Source organism: Halosimplex rubrum (assembly GCF_013415885.1).
Lineage (GTDB): Archaea > Halobacteriota > Halobacteria > Halobacteriales > Haloarculaceae > Halosimplex > Halosimplex rubrum.
In genome coordinates, this window is sequence record NZ_CP058910.1 from 3,216,820 (window position 1) to 3,242,962 (window position 26,143).

General features: G+C 69.5%; 29 protein-coding genes and 1 tRNA gene. 13 read left to right on the forward strand and 17 right to left on the reverse strand.

The window, feature by feature from the left end; all coding sequences use genetic code 11:
* The first annotated feature begins 22 nt into the window (after window positions 1–22).
* From HZS55_RS16225 to HZS55_RS16240, 4 genes are all read left to right on the forward strand, one after another.
* Window positions 23–691: an SdpI family protein gene (locus tag HZS55_RS16225; protein WP_179908620.1), complete on the forward strand. Its 669-nt coding sequence runs from the start codon at window positions 23–25 to the stop codon at window positions 689–691.
* A 53-nt stretch (window positions 692–744) separates the two neighbouring features.
* Window positions 745–1,209 (forward strand): Lrp/AsnC family transcriptional regulator, encoded by a 465-nt coding sequence (locus HZS55_RS16230; protein WP_179908621.1) that lies wholly within the window; start codon window positions 745–747, stop codon window positions 1,207–1,209.
* 481 nt (window positions 1,210–1,690) lie between these two features.
* The gene (locus tag HZS55_RS16235; RefSeq protein ID WP_179908622.1) at window positions 1,691–3,178 is read left to right on the forward strand and encodes a proton-conducting transporter transmembrane domain-containing protein; all 1,488 of its coding nucleotides are present in this window, start codon (window positions 1,691–1,693) and stop codon (window positions 3,176–3,178) included.
* Window positions 3,168–5,570 (forward strand): DUF2309 domain-containing protein, encoded by a 2,403-nt coding sequence (locus HZS55_RS16240; RefSeq protein ID WP_179908623.1) that lies wholly within the window; start codon window positions 3,168–3,170, stop codon window positions 5,568–5,570. Before HZS55_RS16235 ends, HZS55_RS16240 begins: the two co-directional genes overlap by 11 nt.
* 42 nt (window positions 5,571–5,612) lie before the next feature.
* Here the strand turns inward: HZS55_RS16240 and HZS55_RS16245 are convergent, their stop codons facing one another.
* From HZS55_RS16245 to HZS55_RS16275, 7 genes are all read right to left on the reverse strand, one after another.
* Entirely contained in the window at window positions 5,613–6,293 is a 681-nt protein-coding gene (locus tag HZS55_RS16245) for a carbonic anhydrase (protein ID WP_179908624.1), read from the reverse strand.
* 406 nt (window positions 6,294–6,699) lie between these two features.
* Window positions 6,700–7,749, reverse strand: coding sequence for an RNA-guided endonuclease TnpB family protein (locus HZS55_RS16250; protein ID WP_179908625.1), 1,050 nt, complete (start codon window positions 7,747–7,749; stop codon window positions 6,700–6,702).
* Window positions 7,750–7,838: 89 nt separating this feature from the next.
* On the reverse strand, window positions 7,839–8,288 hold the full coding sequence (locus HZS55_RS16255) for an NAD(P)H-hydrate dehydratase (protein ID WP_179908626.1): 450 nt from the start codon (window positions 8,286–8,288) through the stop codon (window positions 7,839–7,841).
* Window positions 8,289–8,387: 99 nt separating this feature from the next.
* Window positions 8,388–9,203 carry an aminoglycoside N(3)-acetyltransferase gene (locus HZS55_RS16260; RefSeq protein WP_179908627.1) on the reverse strand — a complete coding sequence of 272 codons (816 nt, stop codon included), beginning with the start codon at window positions 9,201–9,203 and terminating at the stop codon, window positions 8,388–8,390.
* A gap of 93 nt (window positions 9,204–9,296) precedes the next feature.
* Window positions 9,297–10,091, reverse strand: a complete 795-nt coding sequence (surE, locus tag HZS55_RS16265) for a 5'/3'-nucleotidase SurE (protein WP_179908628.1) — start codon at window positions 10,089–10,091, stop codon at window positions 9,297–9,299.
* A gap of 172 nt (window positions 10,092–10,263) precedes the next feature.
* The gene (locus HZS55_RS16270) at window positions 10,264–11,748 is read right to left on the reverse strand and encodes a small ribosomal subunit Rsm22 family protein (RefSeq protein WP_179908629.1); all 1,485 of its coding nucleotides are present in this window, start codon (window positions 11,746–11,748) and stop codon (window positions 10,264–10,266) included.
* A complete protein-coding gene (locus HZS55_RS16275) occupies window positions 11,745–12,566 on the reverse strand; it encodes an NAD(P)-binding domain-containing protein (protein ID WP_179908630.1) in 822 nt (273 codons plus the stop codon). Before HZS55_RS16275 ends, HZS55_RS16270 begins: the two co-directional genes overlap by 4 nt.
* A 117-nt stretch (window positions 12,567–12,683) precedes the next feature.
* Here HZS55_RS16275 and HZS55_RS16280 point away from each other — a divergent pair, with 117 nt between their 5' ends.
* A complete protein-coding gene (locus tag HZS55_RS16280; RefSeq protein ID WP_179908631.1) occupies window positions 12,684–13,463 on the forward strand; it encodes a fumarylacetoacetate hydrolase family protein in 780 nt (259 codons plus the stop codon).
* A gap of 21 nt (window positions 13,464–13,484) precedes the next feature.
* Here HZS55_RS16280 and HZS55_RS16285 read toward each other — a convergent pair whose 3' ends face one another.
* Together HZS55_RS16285 and HZS55_RS16290 are read right to left on the reverse strand one after the other, a co-directional pair.
* The gene (locus tag HZS55_RS16285; RefSeq protein WP_179908632.1) at window positions 13,485–13,880 is read right to left on the reverse strand and encodes a type II toxin-antitoxin system VapC family toxin; all 396 of its coding nucleotides are present in this window, start codon (window positions 13,878–13,880) and stop codon (window positions 13,485–13,487) included.
* Window positions 13,881–13,917: 37 nt separating this feature from the next.
* Window positions 13,918–15,279: an NAD(P)/FAD-dependent oxidoreductase gene (locus HZS55_RS16290; RefSeq protein ID WP_179908633.1), complete on the reverse strand. Its 1,362-nt coding sequence runs from the start codon at window positions 15,277–15,279 to the stop codon at window positions 13,918–13,920.
* 154 nt (window positions 15,280–15,433) lie between these two features.
* Between HZS55_RS16290 and HZS55_RS16295 the strand changes: the two genes are divergently transcribed.
* Together HZS55_RS16295 and HZS55_RS16300 are read left to right on the forward strand one after the other, a co-directional pair.
* Window positions 15,434–15,886, forward strand: coding sequence for an acyl-CoA thioesterase (locus HZS55_RS16295; RefSeq protein ID WP_179908634.1), 453 nt, complete (start codon window positions 15,434–15,436; stop codon window positions 15,884–15,886).
* Between the two features lie 111 nt (window positions 15,887–15,997).
* Complete coding sequence (locus HZS55_RS16300) at window positions 15,998–16,459, forward strand: hypothetical protein (RefSeq protein ID WP_179908635.1); 462 nt, start codon at window positions 15,998–16,000, stop codon at window positions 16,457–16,459.
* 31 nt (window positions 16,460–16,490) lie between these two features.
* On the opposite strand, the gene HZS55_RS16305 is transcribed toward HZS55_RS16300, so the two are convergent.
* Window positions 16,491–16,634, reverse strand: a complete 144-nt coding sequence (locus tag HZS55_RS16305) for a rubrerythrin-like domain-containing protein (RefSeq protein ID WP_179908636.1) — start codon at window positions 16,632–16,634, stop codon at window positions 16,491–16,493.
* A gap of 169 nt (window positions 16,635–16,803) precedes the next feature.
* Here HZS55_RS16305 and HZS55_RS16310 point away from each other — a divergent pair, with 169 nt between their 5' ends.
* Window positions 16,804–16,989 (forward strand): HEWD family protein, encoded by a 186-nt coding sequence (locus tag HZS55_RS16310; protein WP_179908637.1) that lies wholly within the window; start codon window positions 16,804–16,806, stop codon window positions 16,987–16,989.
* Between the two features lie 51 nt (window positions 16,990–17,040).
* Window positions 17,041–17,910, forward strand: coding sequence for a hypothetical protein (locus tag HZS55_RS16315; RefSeq protein WP_179908638.1), 870 nt, complete (start codon window positions 17,041–17,043; stop codon window positions 17,908–17,910).
* A gap of 13 nt (window positions 17,911–17,923) precedes the next feature.
* On the opposite strand, the gene HZS55_RS16320 is transcribed toward HZS55_RS16315, so the two are convergent.
* The 5 genes from HZS55_RS16320 to HZS55_RS16340 all read right to left on the reverse strand — a co-directional run bounded on the left by HZS55_RS16320 (window position 17,924) and on the right by HZS55_RS16340 (window position 20,737).
* Window positions 17,924–17,997 (reverse strand) — tRNA-Thr (locus HZS55_RS16320).
* Window positions 17,998–18,008: 11 nt separating this feature from the next.
* Window positions 18,009–18,491: a GNAT family N-acetyltransferase gene (locus HZS55_RS16325; protein WP_179908639.1), complete on the reverse strand. Its 483-nt coding sequence runs from the start codon at window positions 18,489–18,491 to the stop codon at window positions 18,009–18,011.
* Between the two features lie 183 nt (window positions 18,492–18,674).
* Window positions 18,675–19,268, reverse strand: coding sequence for a CBS domain-containing protein (locus HZS55_RS16330; RefSeq protein ID WP_179908640.1), 594 nt, complete (start codon window positions 19,266–19,268; stop codon window positions 18,675–18,677).
* A gap of 111 nt (window positions 19,269–19,379) precedes the next feature.
* Window positions 19,380–20,168: a GTP cyclohydrolase III gene (locus tag HZS55_RS16335; RefSeq protein ID WP_179908641.1), complete on the reverse strand. Its 789-nt coding sequence runs from the start codon at window positions 20,166–20,168 to the stop codon at window positions 19,380–19,382.
* Window positions 20,169–20,305: 137 nt separating this feature from the next.
* A complete protein-coding gene (locus HZS55_RS16340; RefSeq protein WP_246308282.1) occupies window positions 20,306–20,737 on the reverse strand; it encodes a DUF7344 domain-containing protein in 432 nt (143 codons plus the stop codon).
* Window positions 20,738–20,939: 202 nt separating this feature from the next.
* On the opposite strand from HZS55_RS16340, the gene glmU reads away from it, so the two are divergent.
* The 4 genes from glmU to HZS55_RS16360 all read left to right on the forward strand — a co-directional run bounded on the left by glmU (window position 20,940) and on the right by HZS55_RS16360 (window position 24,359).
* Complete coding sequence (gene glmU, locus HZS55_RS16345; protein WP_179908642.1) at window positions 20,940–22,124, forward strand: bifunctional sugar-1-phosphate nucleotidylyltransferase/acetyltransferase; 1,185 nt, start codon at window positions 20,940–20,942, stop codon at window positions 22,122–22,124.
* 65 nt (window positions 22,125–22,189) lie between these two features.
* Window positions 22,190–22,372 carry a DUF7576 family protein gene (locus HZS55_RS16350; protein WP_179908643.1) on the forward strand — a complete coding sequence of 61 codons (183 nt, stop codon included), beginning with the start codon at window positions 22,190–22,192 and terminating at the stop codon, window positions 22,370–22,372.
* A 61-nt stretch (window positions 22,373–22,433) separates the two neighbouring features.
* Entirely contained in the window at window positions 22,434–22,973 is a 540-nt protein-coding gene (locus HZS55_RS16355) for a response regulator (protein ID WP_246308283.1), read from the forward strand.
* Window positions 22,974–23,117: 144 nt separating this feature from the next.
* The gene (locus tag HZS55_RS16360) at window positions 23,118–24,359 is read left to right on the forward strand and encodes a mandelate racemase/muconate lactonizing enzyme family protein (RefSeq protein ID WP_179908644.1); all 1,242 of its coding nucleotides are present in this window, start codon (window positions 23,118–23,120) and stop codon (window positions 24,357–24,359) included.
* Between the two features lie 130 nt (window positions 24,360–24,489).
* Here the strand turns inward: HZS55_RS16360 and HZS55_RS16365 are convergent, their stop codons facing one another.
* Both HZS55_RS16365 and HZS55_RS16370 read right to left on the reverse strand, forming a co-directional pair.
* Window positions 24,490–25,122, reverse strand: coding sequence for an NUDIX domain-containing protein (locus tag HZS55_RS16365; RefSeq protein WP_179908645.1), 633 nt, complete (start codon window positions 25,120–25,122; stop codon window positions 24,490–24,492).
* A gap of 43 nt (window positions 25,123–25,165) precedes the next feature.
* Window positions 25,166–26,029, reverse strand: coding sequence for a hypothetical protein (locus HZS55_RS16370; protein WP_179908646.1), 864 nt, complete (start codon window positions 26,027–26,029; stop codon window positions 25,166–25,168).
* Window positions 26,030–26,143 lie beyond the last annotated feature (114 nt).

Genomic DNA, 26,143 nt, shown 5'->3' on the forward strand with positions numbered 1-26,143 from the left:
GCACGGCCACGTATCAGCACGTATGCACACGAACCACCGCTTCGGCGTCGCGGCCGCGCTCGTCGCGGTCTCGGCGCTCGTGAGCGTCCTCGCCGCGCCGTCACTTCCCGAGACGGTCGTCACCCACTGGAACGCCGCGGGGGAGCCGGACGGTACGATGTCGAAGACGGCCGCACTCGCGCTGCTCCCCGCGCTATCGGCCGTCCTCGTCGCGCTGTTGGCGGTGTTGCCCCGTCTCGATCCGCTGGGCGAGAACGTCGCCGACTTCCGCGCGTACTACGATTGGTTCGTCGTCCTGTTCGCGGGGTTCATGGCCCTCGTCCACGGCGGCGTCGTCGCGTTCAACCTCGGCTACGAGTTCGACTTCACGCTGCTGATCCTGGCCGCGGTGGCCGGACTCTTCTACTACATCGGGGTCCTGCTCACCCACGCCGAGCGGAACTGGTTCGTCGGCATCCGCACGCCGTGGACGCTCAGCGACGAGACCGTCTGGGAGCGGACTCACGAACTGGGCGGCCGGCTGTTCAAACTGACCGCCGTCGTCTCGCTCGTGGGCCTGCTCGCCGGCGACTACGCCGTCTACTTCCTCCTGGTCCCGGCGCTCGCGACCGCCGCCGTCACCGTGGCGTACTCGTACTACTGCTACGAGCGCCTCGACGACGCCGGGGACGGGGCCGAACCCGGGGTCTGACGGGGGAGCCGACAGCCGAAGTTCCTTATGTCCACCGCGAGAAGTCGGCGGGTATGGCGGAGTACGAACTCGACGAGATCGACCGGGAGATCCTCGCCGCGCTGCAGGAGGACGCGCGCAACCTCTCTTCCGGCGAGATCGCCGAGCGAACCGACGCCTCGTCGAGCACGGTTCGAAAGCGCATCCAGCGACTCGAATCCGCGGGGATCGTCAAGGGGTACAGCGCCGACGTGGACTACCAGAAGTCCGGGTACCCGCTCCGAATGTTGCTGTTCTGTACCGCTCCGATCCCCGAACGCGGCGAGCTCATCGACGACATCCTCGAGATCCCGAGCGTCGTGTCCGTCCAGGAACTGGTCACCGGCGAGCAGAACCTCCTCGTGACGGCCGTCGGCGAGTCCGACGACGACATCACGCCGGTGGCACAGGAACTGCTCGACATGGGGTTGACCGTCGCCGACGAGGTGCTCGTCCGCAGCCACGAGACGACGCCGTTCGACGACTTCTCCTCGCAGTGAGCGCGACCGACGCGCCGCTCCCGGTCGGCGACCGCGGGCCGCCCCGCGGGACGGCCCGCCGGCGTCGGCACCGCACCGAACGAACGGTCGAACGGGAACGGCGATCGACGACCGGTTCGTCACGGATCGTTCGGGACCGCCCGTAGCGAATACCGAACTGTTCTCGACGGCGGAGACTCGCCCCGCCGTGCTCGCCCGTCTCCGACCCGTCCCGTGTCTCCCGCGGAAACAGACGAGATACCGCCCGAAACGCCCACAACCGACGGATCTCGGCGATCCGTTCCGAGCGGACCGACCGTCGACTGCCGCAATCTTTGCCGACCATAATGTTCTTTCATGCAGTGAATATCGAACGATTTGGTCGTACCGAAGATTATAATAACCATATTGTTCTACAGTGGTGTACCGACGACCAGTTCGTGTGAGACTCGGCCCGGCTCCGACGCCGGGGCGGCGGGACGGTCTGGTCGGGGACCCGACGATGACGGACCAACCACAACCGAGCGAGGCCGTACAGCTCTCCGAAGCAGCGACGTCGCCGGACTCGGCCGTCCCGCGAGCGGCGACCCTCGCGGTCTGGACGCTGTTCCTGCTCGCCGCGGGCACACTCGCGCTGACGGTCGCCCGCGGCGCTGCGTGGGGACTGGCGGGCCTGTTCGTCGTCGACGGGCTGACCGCGGTCGTGTGGGTCGTGGTCACCTTCTTCAGCGGGATCGTCCACAGCTACTCCCGCCGTTACATGGCGGGGAACCGCTACCTCGACGGGTTCTACGCCCGGATCTTCGCGTTCACGCTCGTCGTCATGACGATGACCGCGGCCGACCACGTCGCGCTGTTCGCCGGGGCGTGGCTGACGATGGGGCTCCTCATGGCGTCGCTCGTCGGCCACGAGCGCGACTGGCCCCAGGCGCGGGCCGCCGCCCGGACCGCCCGCCGGTACTTCCTGGCCAGCAGCGGACTGCTCGCCGTCGGCCTCGTGGCTCTCGTCTGGGCGACGGGCGCGACGTCCATCACGAGTATCCTCGGACAGGTCGAGACGGTCCCGCGGCCGGTCGCGCTCGTCGCCGTCGGCAGCGTCGTCCTCGCCGCGATGATCCAGTCGGCGCTGTTCCCGTTCCACACTTGGCTGCTGTCGTCGATGACCGCGCCCACCCCCGCCTCCGCGCTGATGCACGCCGGGTTCGTCAACGCGGGCGGCATCCTGCTGACCCGCTTCGCGCCGCTGCTCGCCGACGAGCCGGTCGCCATGGCGCTTGTCGTCGCCGTCGGCGCGCTGAGCGCCGTGCTCGGGCAGGCGCTGTTGCTCGTCCAGACGGACATCAAGCGCAAACTCGGCGCCTCGACGATGGCCCAGATGGGGTTCATGATACTCCAGTGCGGTCTCGGCTTCTTCGCCGCCGCCATCGCTCACCTCGTCCTGCACGGCTTCTACAAGGCGTACCTGTTCCTGTCGTCGGGCGAGGCGGTCGAGCAGACGGCCCCGAAACGCGCGACCGACGACGGGCTGACCCTCCTCGGTGTCGCCGTCGGCCTGCTCACGGCGGTCGGCGGCGGCGCCCTGTTCGCCCTCCTCACCGGGAAGGGGACCGAAGTGAACAGCGGCCTCGTCCTGGCGCTGGTCGTCGTCCTGACGACCATGCACGCGACGCGCGACGTGCTCCGCCGGTCGACGCTCTCGCCGGTCGCGAAGCTCGTCAGCGTCCCCGTCGTCGTCCTGACGGCGATCGGCGCCTACGGCGTGCTGTTCAACGCCGTCTCGACGGTGATCGCCGGTGCGCCGATGGCGGCGGCGCCGACGGAACTGACCGTCGTCCACGTCGGCGTCGCCGCCCTGTTCGTCCTGTCGTACCTGGCGGCGGAACTCGGCTGGCACCGCTCCAGCGACCGCCTCTACGTCGCGCTGCTGAACGCGTCGCAACCGGACCCGGACACCGTCCTCACCCGGACGGAGGACTACCATGACCCTTGAGAGAGACACCCTGGAAGACAGCATCGACCGCGCGGCCGAGACCGTCGGCTCGGTCTGGCCGCTGCACTCCTTCGTCACGGCCAACCCCCTCGCGGGGTTCGAGGACCGGCCGTTCCACCGCGCGGTCGCCGACGCCGAGGAGCTGTTCGGCGGCCGCGGCTACCCGCACCCATCGGTGTTCCGACGGGCCTGGGAGCGCGGCCGGATCGACCCGGACGCGCTCCGCGAGGCGCTCGACGACCACGGCGTCGGCGGCGAACCCGATGCGCTGCTCGACGAGATGGCGGCCGCCGAGTCCGAGTCCGAGCGCGGGACCGGGGCCGACGCCGCGACGGAGACGGTCGACCGCGTGCTGTCGAAGTGGCTCGCCGCCTTCCTCGACCAGGGCCAGGCCGAGTGGTCGATGCCGAACCGCGACCGGGGCTTCTACGCCGCCTGGCGCGACCTCGCCCCCTACGACGACGAGGTCCCCGGGTGCGACGACCCGTCGGACATCCCCGAGTCGCCGGTCGAAGCGCTGGAGGCCGCCCTCTCCGCGTACCCGGAGGGACAGTGGGAGAGCATCTTCGAGCGCCACCTCGCCGCCCTGCCGGGCTGGACGGGCTTCGTCAAGCAGCGGGCCGACGGCCACGCCGGGCCCTGGCAGTCGAAGTACCCGGTCTCGCTCCTCGACTATCTCGCGGTGCGGCTGACGCTGGTCGACCTGCTGGACGCGCCCGTCGAACCCGACGGCGCCGACCGGGAGGCGGCCGACGACTGCGACGAGGTACCGCTGGCCGAGGTCTGGCTGACCGCCTGGGAGAGGAGCCACCGCGCCCGCCTGCTCGACGGCATCGACCGGTCGGTGGCGGAGCCGTCGGCCGACGGCGACGAGCGCCCGGCCGCCCAGCTCGTCTTCTGTATCGACACCCGCTCGGAGGTCGTCCGCCGTCACGTCGAGGCGACCGGCCCGTACGAGACCCACGGCTACGCGGGCTTTTTCGGCGTTCCCATGCGCTACCAGGGGTACGATTCGAAGGTGGAGATCGACGCCTGCCCGCCGGTCGTCGACCCGAAACACCGCGTCGCCGAACGCCCCCAACCCGACCGCCGTGAGCGGAAGGCGGCCCACGACCGGTGGACGAAGCTCGCGGCGGCCGGCCGGAAGCACCTCAAGTCGCTCAAGACCAACGTGGCCGCCGCGTTCACCTTCGTGGAGGGCGGCGGGAGCGCCTACGGCGCGGCGATGGCCGCCCGGACCCTGCTGCCGTCGGCCGTCGCCGACCTTTCCGACGCCGTCGACGAGCGCGTCCCGTCGCAGGCGGAGTTCTGCGAGCCCGCGCTCGACCGTCCCGTCGACGGGGACGCCGAGGGTGACCTCCCGCGGGGGATGACCGTCGAAGAGAAGGCCGGCTACGCGGAGACGGCCTTCGAGCTGATGGGCTGGGAGGAGTTCGCCCGGCTGGTCGTCTTCGCGGGCCACGCGAGCGAGACGACGAACAACCCGTTCGATTCGAGCCTCGACTGCGGCGCCTGCGCCGGCAACCCCGGCGGCCCGAACGCCCGCGTGCTCGCCGCGATCTGCAACGACGCGGAAGTCAAGCGCGAACTCCGCGAGCGCGGGTTCGAGATCCCGGACGACACCGTCTTCCTCGCCGGCGAGCACAACACTACCACCGACGAGATCGAGCTGTTCGACGCTCACGTCCCCGAGAGCCACCGCGCGGACCTCGAACGCCTCCGCTCGGACCTCGAAGAGGCGCGGGCCGGCGCCGCGGCCGAATGCGCCGAGTCGATGCCCGGGAGCGACCCCGACGACGGCGTCCGCGAGGCCAAACGCCGGACGGCCGACTGGGCGGAGACCCGCCCCGAGTGGGGGCTGGCCGGCAACGCGTCGTTCGTCATCGGGCCGCGCGAGCTGACCGAGGGCCGGGACCTCGACGGGCGGGCCTTCCTCCACTCCTACGACTGGACGACCGACCCCGACGGGGACGCCCTGGAGGCGATCGTGACGGGGCCGCTCGTGGTCACCCAGTGGATCAACAGCCAGTACTACTTCGCGACGGTGGACAACGCCGTCTACGGGAGCGGCTCGAAGGTCACGCAGAACCCCCGCGGCAACGTCGGCGTCGTGCAGGGCAACGGCGGCGACCTGATGACCGGGCTCCCCCTCCAGTCGCTCAAGGTGGCCGACGACCGGCCGTACCACCAGCCGCTCCGGCTCACGGCGGTGATCCACGCGCCGGTCGAACGCGTCACCGACGTCCTCGCCCGCCACGAGGAGGTCGCGAGGCTGTTCGACAACGGCTGGGTCTCGCTCACGGTCGTGGACCCGGAGCAGGACGACGCGGCCGTCCACTACCAGGGCGACCTGGAGTGGGAACCGCGGCCGGCGAAGCCGCTCGCCCACTGAGAGGCTCGCGACGGCCGGCCGCGGAGCGCGTCCGCGGCCGGGTCAGTACTCCCAGATCCGGTCGATCCGGTCTTCGACCTCGGGGTGGTCGTCGCGGAGCGCGTCGACGCGCCGCTCGCCGTCGACGTTGACCACGTGGATCTCGCCGCGCTCGCCGCCGTAGACGTCCTGGAAGTCGTAGACCGCACCGACCACGTCGACGCTCTCGGGGACTCGCTCGCTGTCGACGAGGGATTCGACCTGCTGGTCGACGTTGAACTCGACGAGGCGGTCGACCGCCCTCGCCGCGTCGAGCCCGTCGGGCAGCGCCGCCACGCCGGCTTCGAGGTGGGGCGCCAGCAGGCTCAGGCAGTGTTCGATCCCGTCCGGTTCGGTCTGGTCGTCGGCGAGCGCCCGGTAGGTCCCGGTCACGGCGCCGCAGCCGGTGTGGCCGACGACGACGGCGGTCTCGGTGCCGGTGTGGGCGATCGGGTAGAGCACGTCGTCGGAGACCTCCTCGCCGTCCTCTCCCCGCTGGACGACGCGGTTGCCGATGTTGCCGACGGTGAAGAGGTGACCCGGCTGTTCGTTGCCCCACATCCGGTCCTGGAGCACCCGCGAGTCCGAACAGCAGACGGTGACCGCCGCCGGGTGCTGAGTGTCCTGTACGTCGTCGAAGCGGTCAGCGAACTGTTCGGCGTGACGGGCGTTCCCCGCCAGCAGGTCGACGACCGTCCCGTTCATGCGACGACCCACTCGCGGAACACGTATAGCTCTTTGAGAACGCGTACCAATCCCGCTACGGAGACGCAAGAGCGACACCCGCCCGTCAGGCAGCGTCCGAGCCCGCGTCGACGGCCGCCGGGATCCGCTCTATCACGTCGGTCGCGACGAGCCCGGTGCCGATTGACATCCTCCCCGCCCTAAAGGGCGAGGATTCCCCAAAGGGGATATTCAGGTTGCACGTTTCCTCGCTTCTCAAGTACGCTTTCGCGTGGAACGTCGAAGGTCGCCGTCCAGTTGTGACCAAGGACGTACTTTTCAGTGCGTGTAGCCCTGTCAAAGAGGCCTTCCTCCCCGCATACAGCGGGCGTCAATGACGGCGGGTTCTTCAGCCCGCGAGGTAGCACGGTTCGACTCGCCCGAAGCGTTAGCCCGTGCATGGTTCACCCTCCCGTTGTGCGATATTCTCCGAAGCGTTCAGGTCGGCGTGGCGTCCTCGACCGCACTCCGAACACGAAAAGTGGTCACCATCACGGGTTCCCATTGAACCACAGACCGAACACTTCTGACTGGTATGGTACGCATCGACTTTCTCGACGCGAATACCAGCGCGTTCGGCCTTGTACGTGAGGAACTGTTGGAGTTGGTGGAAATGCCACGAGTGAACGCCAGACCACGAACTGTTCTCGCGGATACCTTCGAGGTCTTCTATCCGAATGACGGGTTTCTCGAATTGTTCCGCGAACGTGATGAGGCGACGGGAGAGTTTGTGGTTCAAGTCTTTGATTCGACGCTGTTCTTTGTCACCAACGCGGTTGCGTGCGCGAAGCGCACCCGCTTCCGATAGCGAATCGCGTAGGGAACGATATTTGCGCCGAACATACTTCGCCTCACCACCAGACACCAGCATTGACTCGTCTTCGTCGTAGGCCGTCACAGCGAGGATGTGTCGTTCACCAATATCGACACCGATGGGCGTCTCACCCGACGTGTCGGAGTCGTATTCGATATTGAACGTACAGAACCAGTTGTCGCCACGGCGGTACACCTGTAGCCGTGTCTTCTTTGCGCCACCTTCGACCAGCCGGTCTACGGGGTCGGCTATGTCGTCGTACACCTCTATCGGGGTGTACCACCATTGGGAGACGCACGGGAAGCCGACGACGACCGTGCCGTTCTCGGTCGTGTCGATTTCCCAGTTCTGATTGTTGACGGCAAACGGCTGACTCTCTCGGTAGCGAACCTCCCCGTCCTTGTTGTGGTCGGATTTTGCCTCTCGGATGGCTTGGTTCTGGATAGCCGAGTAGAGGTCATTGTCGATGCTGGCCGTGGTCACGGACTTGCCGAAGTCGCCGTTCTCCCACCCATCGATGCAGAACTGCTTGGTGTCACGGTAGAGGCGGGTAGCGCGTTGCCACTCTTTCCGCCGTGAGAGGGATGGGTTGTGGAACTTCGCGGTGACAGTCACCGTGACCATTACATTTGTAATTAGTCACGATTACTTAAGTACCTGTTGGAATATCAGGCCGTGCTACCGTCAGTGGATTGTGGAGTCAATTGTCGGATTCATCCCCGCCCTGAAGGGCGGGGCTTTCTCCTTGCACTTCCGTAACGAGCCGACGACGCCAGCGAGCCGTGTTCGGCCTCGATGCGCTCGACCTCCGCGCTGTCGGGCGTGACGACGCTCCCGCTCAGGTCGCACTCCAGCGCGTGTTCGATGGCCGTCGCGTCGACGACCGTCGGCACCGCGACCCGGTCGACGATCTCCCGCACGGCCTTCGGCGTGGGCGTCTCCAGGCCCGGCCCGACGACGAGCGCGTCGCTCCACTCGGCGACCGCCAGCACCTTCCCGACGGAGTCGGGCCTGAGCACGTCCGTCCCCGTCCGCAGCGCCGCGAGCCCGGACAGCGCCGGCGGGCCCGCGAACTCGATGCTCCCGCCGACGACCCCGACGCGCCCGCTGTCGCCTTTCTCCGAGTCGTCACCGTCGGCCAGCTCCGCGAGGAGTTCCTCCATGCCTCCGGTCGCGTCCGCCGCCCCAACAGCCCCCTGCCGGCACACGACGGCCCCGCCGTCCCGGTCGGGAACTCGGTCCGGTCCCGCGCGCTCGCACCCTCAACCGCGGTTGTCCTCGAACCACTCGACGGCGAAGTCGACGAGCGCGGGCTGGTCGACCAGCCGCGCGTCGGCGGCGCCGACGGTCCCGCGCTCGACGGCCCCGGGAACCCCCTCCTCGAAGGCCGCGCCCAGTTCCTCGAAGTCCGACGTGTCGGTCTCGATGTCCTCGTACTCGACGCGGACGCGCTCGCCGTCGTCGAGCACGGGGGCGTCGTTTGTCGTCCGCGCTTTCGGGAAGTCGGCGCGGTACTCCGCGAGGTGGATCGAGGTGTTGGTGTCGTACCCGGTGCCGAGCAGCAAGACGCGCCCGTCGCGGTCGTAGACCTCCGCCAGCGGCGATTTCTCGCCCAGTCCCTCGTCGTAGGCGTGGTCGGCGACGACCGCCTCGGCCCCCGCGCCCCGGGCGGCGAAGGAGACGGTCGGGTGGCGGCTCCTGACGGTGTCGGGATAGCCGCGGAAGCACTCGGCGACCGCGCCCATCCCGCGGGTCGGCGTGCTCTCCGGCCGGAACGGCGGTCGCTCGGCGCGGACCGTCTCGACCCAGTCGTCGGGGACGGGCGGGTTCGACCACATCTCGGGGTCGGTGTACTGACCGGTGTGGGCCGGCATCACGAGCGTTCCCGTGTCCGTGACGGCCTCCCGGAGCGCGTCGACGACCGCCTGCGCGTCGCCGCAGACCCAGCCGAGCGCCGAGAGCGACGAGTGGACGAGGAGGGTGTCGCCCGGACGGACACCGAGCCCGCGGAGGTCGTCGGTCAGCGTCTCCGTCGTGGCGGGCTCGTCGACCCGGTCGACGGCGTCGCGTTCTCCCATGGGTCGGCTTCGGAAACTGCCGGGTTGAGTGTTTCGGGCCCGTGGGAACGGGTCACGGTCGGCCCGACTCGACTCGACTCGACGCGACGACGCCTACGCCGTCGGGTCGTAGGTCTCGGCGAGGGCGTCGAGCTCCTCGTGGTGTTCGGTGGTGTGGGGCGCGGTCAGCGGCGAGACGCTCACCTTCCCGTCGACGACGGCCCGGCGGTCGCTCCCGTCGGGGTCCGGGATCGTCCCCTCGGCCATCCGCTCCCAGATGCGGTCGTGGAGCCGGATGTCGCCGTCGTCCTCCCGGGTCGCGGTCATCTGGTACACTTCCGAGGGGAAGGTGACGGCCATCTCCGCCGGCCCCCACTCGGCGACGGGCGCGTTGACGTTCAGGTAGTCCGCGCTGTCGAACACGCCCGTCCCCGTCGCCCGCTCGACGAGGTACTCCGTGGCGCGAGCGGCCTCGGCGTAGCTGTCGGGGTTCACCTGCACCTCCTCGAACGCGGCGTCCTCGCGGACCGGGATGTACATCGACACCGCGATCGCGGGCACGTCGAAGAAGGTCGCCTCGACGGCCGCCGAGACGGTCCCGGAGCGCCCGAGGACGTACGACCCGAGGTTGGCGCCCTGGTTACACCCCGCGACGACGATGTCGGCGTCCGGGACCAGCGACCCCAGCCCCGCGACCGTGCAATCTGCGGGGGTCCCTTCGACGGCGTACCCCAGGTCGTGCTCGTTGACGGTCACGTCGTGAGAGAGCGACCGCCCGACCGCGCTCTGGTCTTCCGCCGGGGCGACGACCGTCACGTCGCCGACCTCGGTCAGCGTGTCGGAGAGCGCCCGGAGCCCGGCGCTCTCGATCCCGTCGTCGTTCGTCAGGAGGATCGACGGCTCGTCCATACCACCCCTGTCGGCGGTACCGGCAAAAGCGCACCGACCATCGCGGGCGGACGTGATTTCCCTCTCCGATAGCGGGCGTCGAAACGAGCCGCCACACTCGCCGGCAGTAGCCGCGTCCGCCGGAAACGAGCGATACACGCTCTCGGCACCGCCCGCTCGACTCGCCTGCCACTCACACGGGCACCCGGTCGACGACCGTCTCGCCGTCGATCACGAGGTTGACGGCGCCCTCGTCGTCGTTCCAGAGGACGAGGGCGTTCTCGACGGAGAGCACGTCGCCGTACTCGGCGGTCAGGAGGTCGCTGTTGAGCATCGACTCGTCGGTGAGGACGGCGAAGTGGTCGACCCGCTGGGAGCCGTCGCCGACGCGAAAGAGCGGGTGACCGCCGTCGGACAGGTCGCGACCGAGCTTCGCGAAGTAGACGTTCGCCCGCTCGGTGATCAGGTCCTCGCTGTCGGCCAGTTTCGCGACCCGCGAGTCGTCCGGCGTGAAGTCGACGCGCCGTCGGCCGTCGGTCCGGAGGTAGGTGTAGGCGTACTGCACGTCGACGTTCTCGAACTCGCCGTCCCGGCGTTCCGGGCCGTCGAGCCCCGACTCGCCGGGCTCGCCGTCGTCGAGCCGGCGCTGGAAGACGGGCACCTCGATATCGGGTTTCACCTCGAACGACCAGCAGTCGTCCGCGGGCGTCTCGCCCGGCCACAGCCGAACGGCGGGCCCGTAGATGGTGAGGGGGCCGCGGTCGGCGACGGCCCGCTCGACCTTCCGGAGGCCGACGGCCGTGTTGCGGTCCGCGGGCGCGAGCCCGGCAATGGTCCCCTCGTCGGCCAGCGCGTCGGCGTACCGCCGGACGACGCTCTCGGGGTCGTCGAGCTCGCTCAGGACGTTCGAGAACAGGATCAGGTCGAAGCCGCCGCCGTCACTGCCCTCGCCGTCGTCGCTGCCGTCGGCGAGCTCCGACGCGACCGCAACGGGGTCGAACGCCTCGGCGGTCTCGCGGTGGACCGTGTGGTGGACGTTCCGGCCGGTCTCGTCGAGCATCGCTTCGAGCACGTCGGCGGCGTCGCTGGGCTCGACGGCGTGGTAGTCGACGAGCGCGTCCTCGGGGACGAAGTCGGCCAGGCCGAGCGCCGGCCCGCCGACGCCGGCGCCCACGTCGAGGACGCGCAGGCGCTTGGCGAGCAGTCCCTCGCGGGCCAGATCGGCGAGGACGTACCCCGCGACGGCGTAGTAGTCGGGAAGGTGATAGAGCGCGTACGCCAGCGCCGTCTCGGCGTCGTACTCGACGGCGCGCTGGTTGAAGTAGTCGTCCTTGAACGAGCGGATCCGCTCGCGGAGGCGGTCGCCCGAATCCCCGTCGGGCCACCCCGGGCCGTACTCCGCGACCAGCCGGTCCTCCAGCACCCGCCCGTACTCGACCGGGAAGGCGTCGACGCCGTGGAACGAGACGGAGAGCGGCCCCTCGTCGACGGGTTCGAACGTCCCGTCCTCACGTTCGACGAGCCCCAGGTCGACGGCCGACTCGCGGAGGACCTGCGCGACCGCCGCCGGGTGGGGCTGGCCGTCGACGTACTCGTGTATCTCCTCGGGGTCGACCGGCCTGACCCGCCGGAGGTACTTCGCGTTCGAACGGACCTGCTCGCGCTGGTCGCCGTTCATGGACTCTCCCCGTCCGCGCCACCGTTCTCGCTTCCGTCCCCGTCCGCGACCGGCTGGAGCGCGGCGTCCGCGTCGCGGTACAGCGCCTCGAAGGTCTCGCGGTCGGCGTCGGCGACGCGGCTGGCGGCCGCGGCGACGCTGTCGGCGCCGTCGAAGGCGGCCTGGATGTCGGCGTAGACGCCGGGGTCGTTGCCGGTGACGGTCCCCAGCACGTCGAACAGCGCCTCCGAGACGGGCGTCCCGAACTCGTCGGGGACGGGTTCGGCGGCGAGGCCGAACGCGAGCACGGCCGCGTGGGCGCGGGCCTGCACGGTCTCCATCGCCCGGTCGTGCTCCCGGGCGGTGGTCTCGAAGGTGTCGTTGCCGGCGTCGGCCAGCGCCGCGCGGAGTTCGTCGGTCACGGGGCCGGGCGCGTCCGCGACGACGGCGACGTTGCCCGGCGCTCTGGCCGCGGCGAACAGCGGGTGGAGACTCACCCGTTCGAGGTCCGGACCGGCGGCCGCCATCGCGTCGACGGCGGGCCCCATCACGCCGGACACGTCGACCAGCGCACGGTCGGCTCGGTCGGCGTAGGCCGGGACCACCGATTCGACGGACGGGATCGGGACGGCGAAACAGACCACGTCGAAGGGCCCGTCGGCGTCGGACGGGACGGCGCGGGCGTCGGTGCTGTCCTCCGAGAGGCGGGCGGCGGCCTCGCGCGCGGCGCTCGGGTCGGTGTCGGTGAACGCGACCGTCGGGGGATCGGGCGTCCCGGCGGCGACCGTCCGGGCGAACCACCGCCCCATCTCGCCGGCCCCGACCACGAGCAGGTTCATGCGCCCGGCTACTGTGGCCCGTTTCAAAAGCCGTTCGGTCACCCGACACCGGGTCGGGACGTGTCAACATGCCCCGTTCTGAAAACGCTTATCAGTCCGCCCGCAGATATCCCGGTCATGAGACGCGTCCGCTTTCGCGATTCTGCCGGCAACGTCCGCGGCGGTCGGTGGACCGTCAGGGACGGCGAGGAGGTGGTCACCGCCGCGGCGGGCCCGTACGGACGCATCGCCTTCGGCGACGAGACGTTCGACCCCGACGAGGTGGACGTGCTCGCCCCCTGCGAACCGACGAAGATCGTCTGCGTCGGTCGCAACTACGCCGACCACGCCGACGAGCGCGACGAGGAGGTCCCCGACCGCCCGCTCCTCTTCCTCAAGACGCCCAACACCGTCGCGACCCACAACAGCACCGTCACGCTCCCCGCCGGCAAGGAGCGCGTCGAACACGAGGCCGAACTGGGCGTCGTCATCGGCGAACAGTGCCGCAACGTCGACGCCGCCACCGCCGAGGACGTGATCGCCGGCTACACTCCCTTCAACGACCTCTCGAACCGCGACGACCAGGACCGCGAGCAGAACTGGGTCCGCGGCAAGGCCTTCGACGGCGCCGCCCCGATGGGCCCGGTCATCGCCACGCCCGAACACCTCGCCGACGACGCCACCGTCGAGGCCCGCGTCAACGGCGAGGTCCGCCAATCGGAATCGATCGACAAGATGATCTTCTCCATCCCGGAGCTCATCGAGGAGATCACGACCTACATGACCCTCGAACCGGGCGACGTGATCGCCACCGGCACCCCCGAGGGCGTCGGCCCGCTCTCCGACGGCGACGAGGTGGAGATCGAGGTCGACGACGTGGGAACCCTGCGACACACGGTCCGGTTCCCCGACGAGTGAGCCGGGGGGACCGGACGGTCGTCACAGGACGACTGTCTCGATCTCTTCGATGCCCTCGAAGTCCGGATCACCGGTGTACAGCGTGTCACAGTCCCCGTGGACGACCGCCGTCGCGAGGTGAATCGCATCGGCGTACGATAGCTCCCGGTCGCCCGGCTCGTAGTACTCGGATCGGAGTTCCGCCGCGTACTCGCCGATGTCGTCGACGACGGGCATGCTCTCGACGTGGTCGAAGTCGCGGATCGCGCGGATCGCCGCTCGGGCCGTCCCCTCGTCTTCGACCCGGCGAACTCGATACGAGACCTCCGAGACGACCGTCGGTGCGACGAGCCCGCCGACGTCGGGGGAATTGGCCCGCTCGATGACCGACTCGGCCTCGTCGGCGCTGTCGCCGTCGAACACGAACTCCAGCCACACCCAGGAGTCGAGGGAGAGAAGCGAAAGGACCGTGGGCTCAGACCTCGTACTCGTCCTGTCGCAGCTGCACGTACTTCCCGTCGCCGAAGCCCCGCTTGGTCCACCTGTAGTCGGCGACGAGTTTCAGCGCGGTCGTCCCCGACTTGAGGGCGCCGCCCCAGTCGTAGCCCCCGCGATGTTTCATCGCTCGCGTCGCGGCGAAGATGCGGTCCCAGTCGGCCGGCTCCCAGCCGCGGACGACCTCGGCGAAGGTGACGTTCCGCAGGACCTCCTCGCCGATGGCTTTCTTCCAGCGGCCGTTGTAGGCGAGTAGCCGGTCGTTGGCGGCGAGTTCGCCGGCGATCTTGCCGGTGCGGACGGCCACGTGGTCGCCGCCCTCGTGGAACGCCGAGGTGGTGCCCATGGCGCCGCCGACGACGGCGATGCCCGCCGCGGTCGGCGAGTCGATCGGTCGCGTCGAGGAGATGGGGTAGGCCTCGGTGCCACCGCGCTTCCCGCGGTCCTCGACCAGCGGGAAGTCCTCGATGTCGTAGCCGGGGTACTCGCGTTCGAGCAGTCGCTCGAGGTAGGTGGCCCCCGCCGGGATCCGCTCGTCGCCCGGTTCCAGAAGGGCGTACGACTCGGGCCGTTCCACGTCGGCCAGATCCATCCCGATCGGCATCGTCAGGCCCACGCGGGCGACGTTGTCGTCGTTCGGGAAGATCCACGGGTAGGCGGTGTGGCCCGGGATGACGCCCCACCAGAACTTGATGTGGGCGGGGTCGAACAGCTCCTCGGGGATGCGCCGGTGTTCCTGGTAGGCGATGTGGTTCGCGGTGTCGGGCGACAGATAGTCCGAGACGCTCCGAGAACCGGGGAGGAACCCGTCGAGGACGCCCGTCGTGATCGTCCGCTGGGGGCCGTCGGCGAGGATCAGGTAGTCGGCGCCGATCCGCTCGCCGTCGGCGAGTTCGAGCGTGTGGCGCGGGTCCCCCGAGAGGTCGGTCTCGACGGCGTTGACGCTCGTGCCGACCTCGTATCGGCCGCCCGCGTCCTCGGCGCGGTCGCGGAGCCAGTCGTCGAATTTCGCGCGGTGGAAGGCGAACCCGAAGTGGTCGTAGGCGGCGTCGATCCCGGTGGATTCGAGCGTGACCGACTCCGAGGGGCCGATGAACTCGGCGCCGTCGAGGACGCTCAAGATCACGTCGTCGGGAAGTTCCTCGGCGGGGATGTCCATGATCTCCAGCCAGTAGTCGAGCATCCCGGCGGCGTCCGTCGAGTCGGGGCCGAGCCGCTCGCGGTCCGCCCGGGGCACGCCCTTCTCGACGACGACGGCGTCGGCCCCCTCGTCGGCGGCCGCCCACGCCGCCGCGGTGCCGGCCGGGCCGCCGCCCACGATCGCGACGTCTACGCGGTCCATACGCCTACCCCTGCCTCGCCGGAGTATAAATCCCCCTCCATTCGAGGCGGTTCGGACCGGCGAACCGGCCGCGGTTCGCCCGGCCGGTCGCGGTCGGCGAGCGCGAACTGCCCGAACGGTCAGCCATATGGGCTCGCCCGTCCAACCGCCGTCGATGCCAGACCTGATGGACACGTTTCTGGAGAACCGCTGGATGGTCCAGCCCAACCACGCCAACTCCCTGGGGACCACCCACGGCGGGAACGTGCTCAAGTGGATGGACGAGGTCGGCGCGATGGCGGCCATGCGCTTCGCCGGTCGCGACTGCGTCACCGCCCGCATGGACCAGGTCGACTTCAAACAGCCCATCCCCGTCGGCGAGACGGCCCTTGTCGAGGCCTACGTCTACGAGACCGGTCGCTCCAGCGTCCGCGTCCGCCTGCGCGTCTTCCGCGAGGACCCCCGCTCGGGCGAGCGCGAACTCACCACCGAATCGTACTCCGTCTACGTCGCCATCGACGACGACCGCGACCCCGTCGAAGTGCCCGCCCTCACTGTCGAGACCGAGGAGGGCGAGCGGCTCCGCGCGGAGGCGCTCGACGGCGACAACAAGGAGAGCACGTCCTGAATCGGCGTCGTCGCGGGTCCGGATCCGCTCGCGCTCCCTCGTCCCGCCCCACCCTCGACCGCCGTGGACGGTGTGCGTGGACTTATCCGCCGACCGCTCTTAGCCCGGACCATGCCTCTCGACGCCGACCCGCCGGACCCGCCGGAACTGGAGACCATCGACCCCAACGAGTACGAGGACGCACAGGTCGTCGACGACACCGACTACCGCCGCGAGGAGATCGAAGGGTACCTCCGCGAGGGCGCCTGGGACCGCGCGTTCGAGGAGTGGGCGGCCGACTCCGCGATGGGCGCCGAGGACTACGCGATCGTCGTCGACCTCGACCTGATGGAGCGCTTCGACTTCTTCTGGGATTCGTACGCCGAGCGCGTCGGCTACCACGCGCCCGGCCTGCCGGAGGACTGGAAGCGGATGGACATCCACCCGGATCTCGACTCCTGGGGCACCGTCTCGGCCATCAACGCCGGGCTGACGGAACTCGGCCAGAAGGTCTGCGACGTGCTCAAAGGCGAGTACATCGAGTGGGAGACTGAGTACGAAGCGCCCGACGACCTCCCCGACTTCGGCGAATAGGCCGCGGTCCCACTGGTGTCACTCCCGCACCTCACTCCCGCGGCACTGCCACGTTCTTGACGCGACCGCCGCACTCCGGACAGGCACCGACGGTCCCGTCGGTCGTCACCCTGTGCAGACACTCCACGCACTCGTACCGCGACTTCGTCGCTGTGTACGGATCTTCACTGTGCATGAGATTATGTGAACGTTCATCACGAAAAGCGTTGCTTCAAGGATCTTCTAGGGATATAATCTCCGAACGGCCGGTCGTTCGTCAACGTCGTCGGCCGGTCGAAACGCCCGGTCGGGAGCGATGGTCCGAGCCCGCGAGATTAATTACCCCCCGCGATAGACGGTGGTGTATGACAACTATCGTCCCTCCGAAGGAGCGAGAGTGCGAGCGCTGCGGCCGAACCGACACCTGGAACGACGATTCGGGCACCTGGTCCGTCGTCGAGCGGGACGGCGACCGGCTCTCCGGCGACCCGTTCTGTCTCCACGAGTGGGACATCAACGGCGCGTACAACCCGCTCGAAGGGGGCGCCTGAGTCGTCGAAAGCCGGGGATACACCTTAGTTCCCGGATGCAAATGCGGTGGTATGGACCGTCGACAGTTTCTCGCGGCCGGCTTCGCGGTGAGTTCGCTCGCTATCGCCGGCTGTGGGAGCGACGACGACTCCGGCGGCACAGATGCCGGCGGTGACGGGACGGCGACGCCCACGTCAGGGGGGCAGTCCGACAGCGGGTCCGGCGGAACGGACACGGGGACCCCCACTTCGGCCCCGGTCGACACCTCCACGACGGGCCACACCGAAACCGCGGCCGACACTCCCACGGCCAGCCCCACCGAGACGCCGACCGACAGCCCGACCCCGACGAACAGTCCGACACCGACGGCGACTCCCTCCCCGACGCCGACGGCGACACCGGTCCCGGCCCAGTCGTTCAGCGGGTCGGGCCAGGAGGTACGGGACGGCGTCTCGATCATCGGCGGGTTGACCGTCGTCGAGGCCAGTTACTCCGGGTCTGGTAACTTCGTCGTCACGCTGGTCCCCGAGGAGGGCGAGTTCGACACGATCGCGGTGAATTCGATCGGCAGCTACGACGGGGCGACTGCGCAGTTGGTCAGCGCCGGCTCTTACCAGTTGGACGTGGACGCCGAGAGCGATTGGGACGTCTCGATTCGCCAGCCCCGTCCGAACTCGGGCGAGTCGGTGCCGGTGTCGCTCGATGGCGACGGACCCGGCGTCTACGGCCCCTTCGAGTTCCCCGACGGCCCCTACACTGCGGCGGGGAGCCACGACGGGCAGAGCAACTACATCGTCGAGGTCGTCCCGCTGGAGGGGATCGCACCGACGGTCGTGTTCAACGAGATCGGGCGTTTCGAGGGGGAGACGACGTTTCGGCCGCCGGCACTGGGGTACGTGAGTGTGACCGCCGACGGGTCGTGGACGTTGGAGATGGAATGAGAAAAGTGCCTGAAGCCAGGGCAGGGATTTGAACCCCGGGAATCTCGATTACAAGTCGAGTGCTTGAACCGCCCAAGCTCCCCTGGCGCAGATGGGGATTACTCGCCCTCCTTTGAGTGGGTATCGGTTTCCAGCGGTTTCTCCAGCTGGACGCGGTGGGTGTCGTAGCCGTGGCGACGGTAGAACCGCCGGGCGGCGAGGTTGTCCGCCATCGCCTCCAGCGTGACCGTGTCGGCGCCCAGCTCGTCGAGTCGCGCCTCGGCGGTTTCCAGCAGCTCCGTGCCGACCCCCCCGTCGCGCCGCCCGGGGACGACGTAGAGGTTCTCGACGACGCCCTGGGTCACGTCCATCTCGTAGCTGCCGCGGTCGAGCGTGAACATGACGAACCCGACGATCTCGCCGTCGTCGGTGGCGACGACGAGGCGGTCGGTGACGGCGTGGCGGGCCAGCTCGTCGGCGACCGAACTCCTGTTGCGCTCGGCGAGGACGTGCGAGTCGTGCTGGGTCTGCTCGTCGGCCAGATCGACCCACAGGTCGGTGACGCGCTCGGCGTGGGCGACCGTGGCGAGTTCGATCTCCATTCGGTGGCCGGGTTGTGGAGGGCGACCGACTAAGCTTTTCGGCCGGCAGGCGTCGAAGCGGCTTCCCTCCTCGGCGTCTCCACTCCCTGAGATGTGTGTTCACCGAGCACGCGATTCGGTGCCGGGGGTCGGGTCGGAGCCGGGGAGTCGCGGGGTCGGGCTCGCCCCACGAGTGCGTCGGGGTCAGATGTCCCGGCAGTCCGGGCAGAGCAGCTGTCCGTTGAACGGCGAGAGCTCCCGCGAGAGCGACCCGCAGGCCTCGCACAGCGACTGGTCGTCGAACCGGGATCCGTCGCTCCGGCGCGTCTCCGGCGTCTCGGCGGCCGGTTCGCCCCGCCCTTCGGTGACGCCGGCGACCGCCCGGTCGGGCTCGGCCATCGCGGCCCCGTTCGCCGTCCGGGCGAACGGCGAGGCGGTCAACAGGTCCTGCTCGGTCAGCACGCCGAGGGGTTCGCTCCCGTCGGAGACGAGGACCCGCTCGGTCGACCCCGCCGAGAGCTCGTCGGCCGCCTCGCCGATCGTCGCCTCGGGCGAGATCGTGGGCAGCGCGTCGGTCATCGCCTCCGACACGCTGGTCGATGCGCCCCCGGCGTCGACGAACGCCGCGAGGGCGTCCCGTTCCGTGACGACCCCGACCGGGTCCGCTCCCCGCAGGACGACGGCGCTGTCGACCCCCTCCTCCAGCATCAACTCGGCCGTCTCACCGAGGTCGTCGCCCTCGCTGACGCCGACGAACTCGCGGTCCATCACCTCCCGAACGCTCGCGTCTCGTTCCATGTGCGGACGTTTACCACACTGCGTCTAAAAGCTACCTGCACCACGCTTAAGACGGCGCGCGGTGTACTTTTCGGGTCGCAACTATCCGCCGGGAGGGGCCGGACGGACCGGTCACGCCGAGCGATCGGCCTCGCCGGTCGCCCAGTCGACGCGCACGTCGTCGCCGGTCGCGCGGCACTCTTCGAGGGCGTGCTTGGCGGCCATGCCCGCGTCCTGAGCGACGCGGCCGCGGCCGACGCCGACCTTGAGTTCCACGTCGACCGCGTCGCGGACGTGGTCGACCGCGTCCTGATACTCGGCGGGACCCATGTCGGAGCAGACGGCGATGACGTTGTCGCCGCCGACGAAAAAGGAGAGCGAGTCGTAGGTGCGGCGCATGTAGCGCATCAGCTCGGCGTAGCCCTGTTCGATCCGAATGAACGTGTCGAACTCGTTGAGCCGGTCGGTGTACTTGCCGGTCGCGTCGTTCACGTCGAAGTGGGCGATCTGGAGGTCCTCCTCGGTCCGGAACTCCTCGTCGATGGTACGCCCGCGCAGGATCTCCCTGCGGGACTTGTCCTGTGCGCTCCCGGCCTCCTGCAGCGCCTCCGTGGCGGTGCCGAGCGCTTCCGCCGGGGTCGTCCCGGTGGCGACGCTGAGGCTCATCGTGACGGGGTAGCGGTTGCCGACCGATTCCTGGACGAGGGCGTGGTCGTCCTCGTCGAGCCCGTTGGTGACGGCGATCATGTTGTCGAACCGCGAGAAGAAGACGTAGCCGCCGCGGTTGCCGACCAGCTGCGAGAGGTCGGCGTACAGCCGCGACTGCAGCGTCTGGAGGTCGACCTCCCGCCGGGGTTCGGGCGTGACGGTCCAGGGACCGTAGTTGTCGATCTGGACGTGCGTTACCTGCGTGTTCGTCACAGTACCCGGCGGTTAGGAAGCTGCCTGTATTGTTCTTTCCGTTCGGTCACCCGCGTGCGGCGGTCGTCGACCAGTGGACTCCCCAGCCGGTCCGGCCCCCGGCCCGGTCCCGGTGGTCCACCACCGCCGCGGTGCGGTCACCGCGGCGCCGAGGGGTCGTCGACGCGGTCGCTCGCCTCGCCGGCGTCGTCGCCGAGCAGTCGCGGGTCGTCGGTCGCCAGCTCGACGGTCCCCACCAGCGAGTCGTACCGGACGACGCCGGTCGCGGTCAGCTTCGGGAGGTGGCGCTGGAACAGGTCCGACCGGGCCGCCTCGACGGCGTCGTCCGGTACCGCGTCGGCCGGCTCGTCGCGCTCCACGGCGACCACGCGCCGCGCCAGGTCCGTGACGGGCATCGCGTCGCCTCGCTCGGCGAGACGGTCCAGCGCCCGTCGGCACCGCCCGCTCGCGCGCAGGTCCGTGACCGCCGACGCGGGGAGGCGTACGTTCCCCGAATCCCTCCGCTCTCCCCCGTCCGTCGCCGGTGTTCGCCCCTCGGTGCCCCCGTCGGCGCCGTCGGATCGTGTCATGATCGCTCGGTCGTCAACGTACGCGCCGCCCGCTTTAGTATGTGTCGCGGTATCACACCACACTGTCGTGCGTCGATGGGGCGGGAACGGCGGGGCGGCGGGTGAGACGGTCCGGACACGTCGTTATGCGGCGCCTGAACCGGTGTGTCACCGCTGTACGTTGCGGTACCACTATGGGCCGTCCGGGCGAGCGATGGGGTACATGCAAGTCGTCCTGCTGACGGCCGGGGAGGGAACCCGGATGCGTCCCCTGACGGAGTCGCTGCCCAAGCCGATGCTGCCGGTCGCCGACCGGCCGCTGGTCGCCCACGCGGCCGACGCAGCCGTCGACGCCGGGGCCTCGGAGCTGATCCTCGTCGTCGGCTACGAGGCTCAGGCGGTCAGGGAGTACTTCGGCGACGAGTACCGCGGCGTCCCCGTCGAGTACGCCGTCCAGGCGGAGCAGCTCGGGACCGCCCACGCCGTCGACTGCGCGAGCGACCACCTCGACGGGCCGTTCGTCGTCCTCAACGGCGACGACCTCTACGACCGCGCGAGCGTCGACGCCCTGTTCTCGGCCGACGGCCCGGCGGTCGGTACCTACCGCGTCGACGACCCGACGAGCTACGGCGTCTTCGAGGTGGACGGCGGCGTCGTCACCGGCATCATCGAGAAGCCGAGCGACCCGCCGACCGACCTCGTGAACGTCGGCGCCTACCGCTTCCCCGCCGAGGCTCGTGAGTGGCTCGACGTCCCGATGAGCGAGCGCGGCGAGCACGAGATCACGGACGTGCTCTCGAGAGTGATCGACGAGCGCTCGGTCAGAACCGTCGAGGTCGACCGCTGGCTGGGCTGCGGTCGCCCCTGGGAACTGCTGGAGGCCAACGAGTGGAAACTCTCCGAGCTCGACCGCGACCTGCGGGGGGAGGTCCACGAGTCGGCCGACCTCCGCGGGGACGTGGTCGTCGAGGCGGGCGCGACCGTCGACGCCGGCGTCGTCGTCGAGGGGCCGGCGCTGATCGCCGAGGGAGCCGAACTCGGGCCCAACGCCTACGTCCGCGGCGCGACGCTGCTGGCGGCGGACACCCACGTCGGCAACGCGGTCGAGATCAAAAACAGCGTGATAATGGCGGGGACGCACGTCCCGCACCACTCCTACGTCGGCGACAGCGTGCTGGGCCGGGACGTGAACTTCGGGGCGGGGACGAAGGTGGCGAACCTTCGCCACGACGGCGGCGACGTATATTTCACCGTCAAGGGCGACCGCATCTCGACCGGCCGGCGGAAGTTCGGCGTCGTCGCCGGAGACGGCGCCAAGACCGGCATCAACACGAGCCTCAATCCCGGCGTGAAACTCTCCGCGGGCGCGACCACCGCGCCCGGCGAGTCGGTCACCCGCGACCGCTGAGCGGGGTAGTCGGGTCGGCGTCGATGTATGCGGTTAAGTGGGTCCGTACATACGACTCGGACACGATGGTGGATACCACGTCCGATCTCAACGAAGACGTATCCGAGGAGGAGGCGCCGACGTGCGCCGTCTGCGGCGCGGCGCTGGTACAGGACCCCGACCACAGGGTCGTCACGCGCGTCGACGACGGTCAGGTGGAGACGACACACTTCTGTAGCGACGCCCACCGCGAGGAGTGGACCGGCTGACGGCGGAAAGTGTCAGGTTCTATTATAAAACCCTAAATCGGGTACCCGCCAACTGCGATACATGGTCAGAGGGGGGGTAGCGACCGTGCTGGTCGTCGACGACGACGAGGCGGTCGCGGACGTGTACGCGAGTCAACTCAGCGAGTCCTACGACGTGTTGACCGCGTACGACGGGGAGTCGGCGCTCGAACAGGTGACCGAGGACGTGGACGTGGTCCTCCTGGACCGACGGATGCACGGCCTCTCGGGCCGGGAGGTCCTCGAACGCATCAGGGGGAGAGACATCGACTGCGGCGTCGTGATGGTCACCGCCGTCGACCCCGGCTTCGACATCGTCGACATGGGCTTCGACGACTACCTGCTCAAACCGGTCGAGGGCGCGGAGCTGCAGTCGGTGGTCGCGGAGACCGTCAACCGACTCGACAAACGCGCCGTCGTCCGGGAGTACCACGCCCTCTCGGCGAAGGTCGCCACGCTGCGCGTCGAGAAGAACCCCGCCGAACTCGAGGACAGCGACGAGTACCAGCGACTGCTCGACCGACTCGACGACCTCGAAGCCCGGATCGAGGCGGGCGGCGACGGCGCCCGGTCGGACGACTGACACGGGGACCGGTCGGTTTCTCGGAGGCGTGTCGGCGAAAAGACGTTCCGCAGGGGCGACTCGGCGCCCCAGCCGTTCCGGAGAGCCGAACACCTCGCCGGCGTTTCCTCCACACTTTAGTAGAGGCCGCAAGTAGCCGCCGATATGGGACGAGACTACAGAGACCTCCACGACCCGAACGCGGAGTACACGATGCGGGAACTGTCGGCGGAGACGATGGGCGCCAACGCGAAGCGCGGTGGCGGCCGGGACGTGGAGATAACGGACGTACAGACGACGATGGTCGACGGGAACTTCCCGTGGACGCTCGTCCGTATCTACACCGACGCGGGGCTCGTCGGTACCGGTGAGGCCTACTGGGGCGCGGGGATCCCCGAGCTGATCGAGCGGATGACGCCGTTCCTCATCGGCGAAAACCCGCTGGACATCGACCGCCTGTACGAACACCTGATCCAGAAGATGTCCGGCGAGGGCTCCGTCGAGGGCGTCACCGTCTCGGCCATCTCCGGCATCGAGGTCGCGCTGCACGACCTGGCCGGCAAGATCATCGAGGTGCCGGCCTACCAGTTGCTCGGCGGCAAGTACCGCGACCATATGCGGGTCTACTGCGACTGCCACACCGAGGAAGAGGCCGACCCCGACGCCTGCGCCGACGAGGCCGAACGCGTCGTCGAGGAACTGGGCTACGACGCCCTGAAGTTCGACCTCGACGTGCCCTCCGGCCACGAGAAGGACCGCGCCAACCGCCACCTCCGCCCGGGCGAGGTCCGGCACAAGGCCGAGATCGTCGAGAAGGTCACCGAGCGCGTCAAGGACCGCGCGGACGTGGCCTTCGACTGCCACTGGACGTTCTCGGGCAACTCCGCCGAGCGGCTGGCCGAGGCCATCGACGACTACGACGTGTGGTGGCTCGAGGACCCCGTCCCGCCGGAGAACCTCGAAGTCCAGGAGAAGGTGACCGACTCGACGACGACGCCGATCACCGTCGGCGAGAACCGCTATCGGGTCACCGAGCACCGCCGGCTCATCGAAGAGCAGGCCGTCGACATCGTCGCGCCGGACATGCCGAAGATCGGCGGCATGCGCGAGACCCGAAAGATCGCCGACGTGGCCAACCAGTACTACGTTCCCGTCGCGATGCACAACGTCTCCTCGCCCGTCGGGACGATCGCCAGCGCCCACGTCGGCGCGAGCGTGCCGAACTCCCTGGCCGTCGAGTACCACTCCTACGAACTCGACTGGTGGGAAGACCTCGTCGAAGAGGAGGGCCTCATCGAGGACGGCTACATGAAGGTCCCCGAAGAGAACGGGCTGGGCGTCACGCTCGATCTGGACACCGTCTCCGAGCACATGGTCGAGGGCGAGACGCTGTTTGACGAAGCGTAGCTGAAGTCAAACTCGAAAATCTCCGATTTTCGGTGTTCGATCCGGCTCCCTGAGCCGGATCGAACCGGCGGACCTTCGGTCCGACACGTTCGACGAGACGTAAGCCGAGTCTGGGTCGAGTGGCCGCTTCTCAGTCGAGGAAGTACTGGACGAGCGCGTGGTGGCCGGGGGCCACCTCGTCCGGGACCGCGCCGAACCAGTCCAGGTTCGGGTTCGACGCGATTGGTCCGGCGCCGGGGCCACCGGGTCCGGCACCGCCGGACGGCGGGCCGCCCGCGGGCGGTCCTTCTCCCTCCGATGAACCCTCGTCGTCGGGGCCGACGCCCGGCGGCGGCCCGCCACCGGGACCCATCCCCCCCGAACCGCCCATGGCGGGGATCAGCGAGGCGGCGAACGCGACCGTGTAGCCGACGACGCTCTCGTCGCCGTCTTCGGTCCGGGTCTCCGTGCGGATCACCAGCTTCGGCTCCTCGATCTGGACGGGGAAGTGCAGCTCGTCCTCGGCCCAGCGGTCGGCGGCGACCGCCCAGTCCTCGTCGGCGCCGACCGGGCCGTTCGGGAGCGTCCACCCGTCGACCCACTCGGAGTCGACCAGCAGGAGCCGGTCCTGCTCGTCGGTCACCGCGACGACGACGAGCCCGCTCTGGTTCTCGGCGCCCTCGACCGCCTGCTCGAACGCCTCGTCGTCGACGACCTGCTCCTGCTCGCGGAAGTCGACGCCCGGCTCCTCGCGGAGCGACTCGGGGTCCCTGAGGTTGACCATGCCGTTACTCCGGTGGCTCCGGTTGTAAAGACTGGCGCCATCCTCACACCTCGACGATCTCGAAGTCGTACCCCACCCGCTCGCGGACGGTTTCGAGCGCCCCGACGACCCGCCGGACGGTCGCCTCGTCGGCGAACGAAACCCGGCGCGGCGGCCCCTCGGACGACCCGAAACGGTCGACGGCCCACGTAAACGTCCGCAACGCCGCGCGGAGCGCGCGGCTCGGTTCGCGGCCGACGCGCTCGCCGAGGGGTTCCCAGTCGACGACGACCTCGCGTCGCTCGCGGTCGACCGCGACACGGCGGACGTGTGCCAGCGACGCGCCCGACCCGGTCTCGAAGCGGATCGCCCGATGGTTTACCTCGCCGGCGTCGGCCCAGGTGGCGACCGGTCCGGTCGGGACGACCGCGCACGGGCAGTCGGCGAGGCGCTCGCGCGCGCTGTCGACCAGTTCGGGGGCCGCGGTCGCGTCGAGTTCGAACCGTTCGTGGTGAGGGACCGACCGGTAGATCGAACGGCCGCCGCGGCGGATCTCGACCGAGGACACGTCCCAGACCCGCCACCGCGCCTCGCCGAGCGGGCCCTCGGCCTCGGGGTCCGCGACCGTCAGCGCGCGCACCAGCGCGTCGGTGCCCCCGGGAAGCGTCGCCCGCCAGGTAGGGTCCGCGCCGTCGGTCGCGTCGTCGGGGAGCCGGTCGAACTCGCCGTCGAGGATTCGCTGCGTGCGGGGACTCCGGTCGCTCACGTCGCCGGTCGACATCGTCAGGCGCGCCTCGTCGCCGAACTCGCAGGCGACGGCGGCGAGACGCGTGTCCGCCGCGACCGCGTCGGCGGCGTCGCCCCGACAGACCACCTCGTGGGTCGGCGACCAGTCGGCCTCCGCTTGCGCCCCTCCATCGGTCGTCATCGGAGGGCGCTACCGCCGGCCGACCCAAGGGCTTTCGGACGGTGTGAGAGCGAGTGACGCGCCCGGCGGTCGGTCCGGCCACCGAAACGTTCTCGTCGGCAGCGGCCGCGCCCT

What these genes read in the sequence shown, in the direction of transcription:
- HZS55_RS16225 (WP_179908620.1), top strand. Translation starts at nt 23, where the DNA reads ATGCACACGAACCACCGCTTCGGCGTCGCGGCCGCGCTCGTCGCGGTC.
- HZS55_RS16230 (WP_179908621.1), top strand. Translation starts at nt 745, where the DNA reads ATGGCGGAGTACGAACTCGACGAGATCGACCGGGAGATCCTCGCCGCG.
- HZS55_RS16235 (WP_179908622.1), top strand. Translation starts at nt 1,691, where the DNA reads ATGACGGACCAACCACAACCGAGCGAGGCCGTACAGCTCTCCGAAGCA.
- HZS55_RS16240 (WP_179908623.1), top strand. Translation starts at nt 3,168, where the DNA reads ATGACCCTTGAGAGAGACACCCTGGAAGACAGCATCGACCGCGCGGCC.
- HZS55_RS16245 (WP_179908624.1), bottom strand. Translation starts at nt 6,293, where the DNA reads ATGAACGGGACGGTCGTCGACCTGCTGGCGGGGAACGCCCGTCACGCC.
- HZS55_RS16250 (WP_179908625.1), bottom strand. Translation starts at nt 7,749, where the DNA reads ATGGTCACGGTGACTGTCACCGCGAAGTTCCACAACCCATCCCTCTCA.
- HZS55_RS16255 (WP_179908626.1), bottom strand. Translation starts at nt 8,288, where the DNA reads ATGGAGGAACTCCTCGCGGAGCTGGCCGACGGTGACGACTCGGAGAAA.
- HZS55_RS16260 (WP_179908627.1), bottom strand. Translation starts at nt 9,203, where the DNA reads ATGGGAGAACGCGACGCCGTCGACCGGGTCGACGAGCCCGCCACGACG.
- surE (WP_179908628.1), bottom strand. Translation starts at nt 10,091, where the DNA reads ATGGACGAGCCGTCGATCCTCCTGACGAACGACGACGGGATCGAGAGC.
- HZS55_RS16270 (WP_179908629.1), bottom strand. Translation starts at nt 11,748, where the DNA reads ATGAACGGCGACCAGCGCGAGCAGGTCCGTTCGAACGCGAAGTACCTC.
- HZS55_RS16275 (WP_179908630.1), bottom strand. Translation starts at nt 12,566, where the DNA reads ATGAACCTGCTCGTGGTCGGGGCCGGCGAGATGGGGCGGTGGTTCGCC.
- HZS55_RS16280 (WP_179908631.1), top strand. Translation starts at nt 12,684, where the DNA reads ATGAGACGCGTCCGCTTTCGCGATTCTGCCGGCAACGTCCGCGGCGGT.
- HZS55_RS16290 (WP_179908633.1), bottom strand. Translation starts at nt 15,279, where the DNA reads ATGGACCGCGTAGACGTCGCGATCGTGGGCGGCGGCCCGGCCGGCACC.
- HZS55_RS16295 (WP_179908634.1), top strand. Translation starts at nt 15,434, where the DNA reads ATGCCAGACCTGATGGACACGTTTCTGGAGAACCGCTGGATGGTCCAG.
- HZS55_RS16300 (WP_179908635.1), top strand. Translation starts at nt 15,998, where the DNA reads ATGCCTCTCGACGCCGACCCGCCGGACCCGCCGGAACTGGAGACCATC.
- HZS55_RS16305 (WP_179908636.1), bottom strand. Translation starts at nt 16,634, where the DNA reads ATGCACAGTGAAGATCCGTACACAGCGACGAAGTCGCGGTACGAGTGC.
- HZS55_RS16310 (WP_179908637.1), top strand. Translation starts at nt 16,804, where the DNA reads ATGACAACTATCGTCCCTCCGAAGGAGCGAGAGTGCGAGCGCTGCGGC.
- HZS55_RS16315 (WP_179908638.1), top strand. Translation starts at nt 17,041, where the DNA reads ATGGACCGTCGACAGTTTCTCGCGGCCGGCTTCGCGGTGAGTTCGCTC.
- HZS55_RS16325 (WP_179908639.1), bottom strand. Translation starts at nt 18,491, where the DNA reads ATGGAGATCGAACTCGCCACGGTCGCCCACGCCGAGCGCGTCACCGAC.
- HZS55_RS16330 (WP_179908640.1), bottom strand. Translation starts at nt 19,268, where the DNA reads ATGGAACGAGACGCGAGCGTTCGGGAGGTGATGGACCGCGAGTTCGTC.
- HZS55_RS16340 (WP_246308282.1), bottom strand. Translation starts at nt 20,737, where the DNA reads ATGACACGATCCGACGGCGCCGACGGGGGCACCGAGGGGCGAACACCG.
- glmU (WP_179908642.1), top strand. Translation starts at nt 20,940, where the DNA reads ATGCAAGTCGTCCTGCTGACGGCCGGGGAGGGAACCCGGATGCGTCCC.
- HZS55_RS16350 (WP_179908643.1), top strand. Translation starts at nt 22,190, where the DNA reads ATGGTGGATACCACGTCCGATCTCAACGAAGACGTATCCGAGGAGGAG.
- HZS55_RS16355 (WP_246308283.1), top strand. Translation starts at nt 22,434, where the DNA reads ATGGTCAGAGGGGGGGTAGCGACCGTGCTGGTCGTCGACGACGACGAG.
- HZS55_RS16360 (WP_179908644.1), top strand. Translation starts at nt 23,118, where the DNA reads ATGGGACGAGACTACAGAGACCTCCACGACCCGAACGCGGAGTACACG.
- HZS55_RS16365 (WP_179908645.1), bottom strand. Translation starts at nt 25,122, where the DNA reads ATGGTCAACCTCAGGGACCCCGAGTCGCTCCGCGAGGAGCCGGGCGTC.
- HZS55_RS16370 (WP_179908646.1), bottom strand. Translation starts at nt 26,029, where the DNA reads ATGACGACCGATGGAGGGGCGCAAGCGGAGGCCGACTGGTCGCCGACC.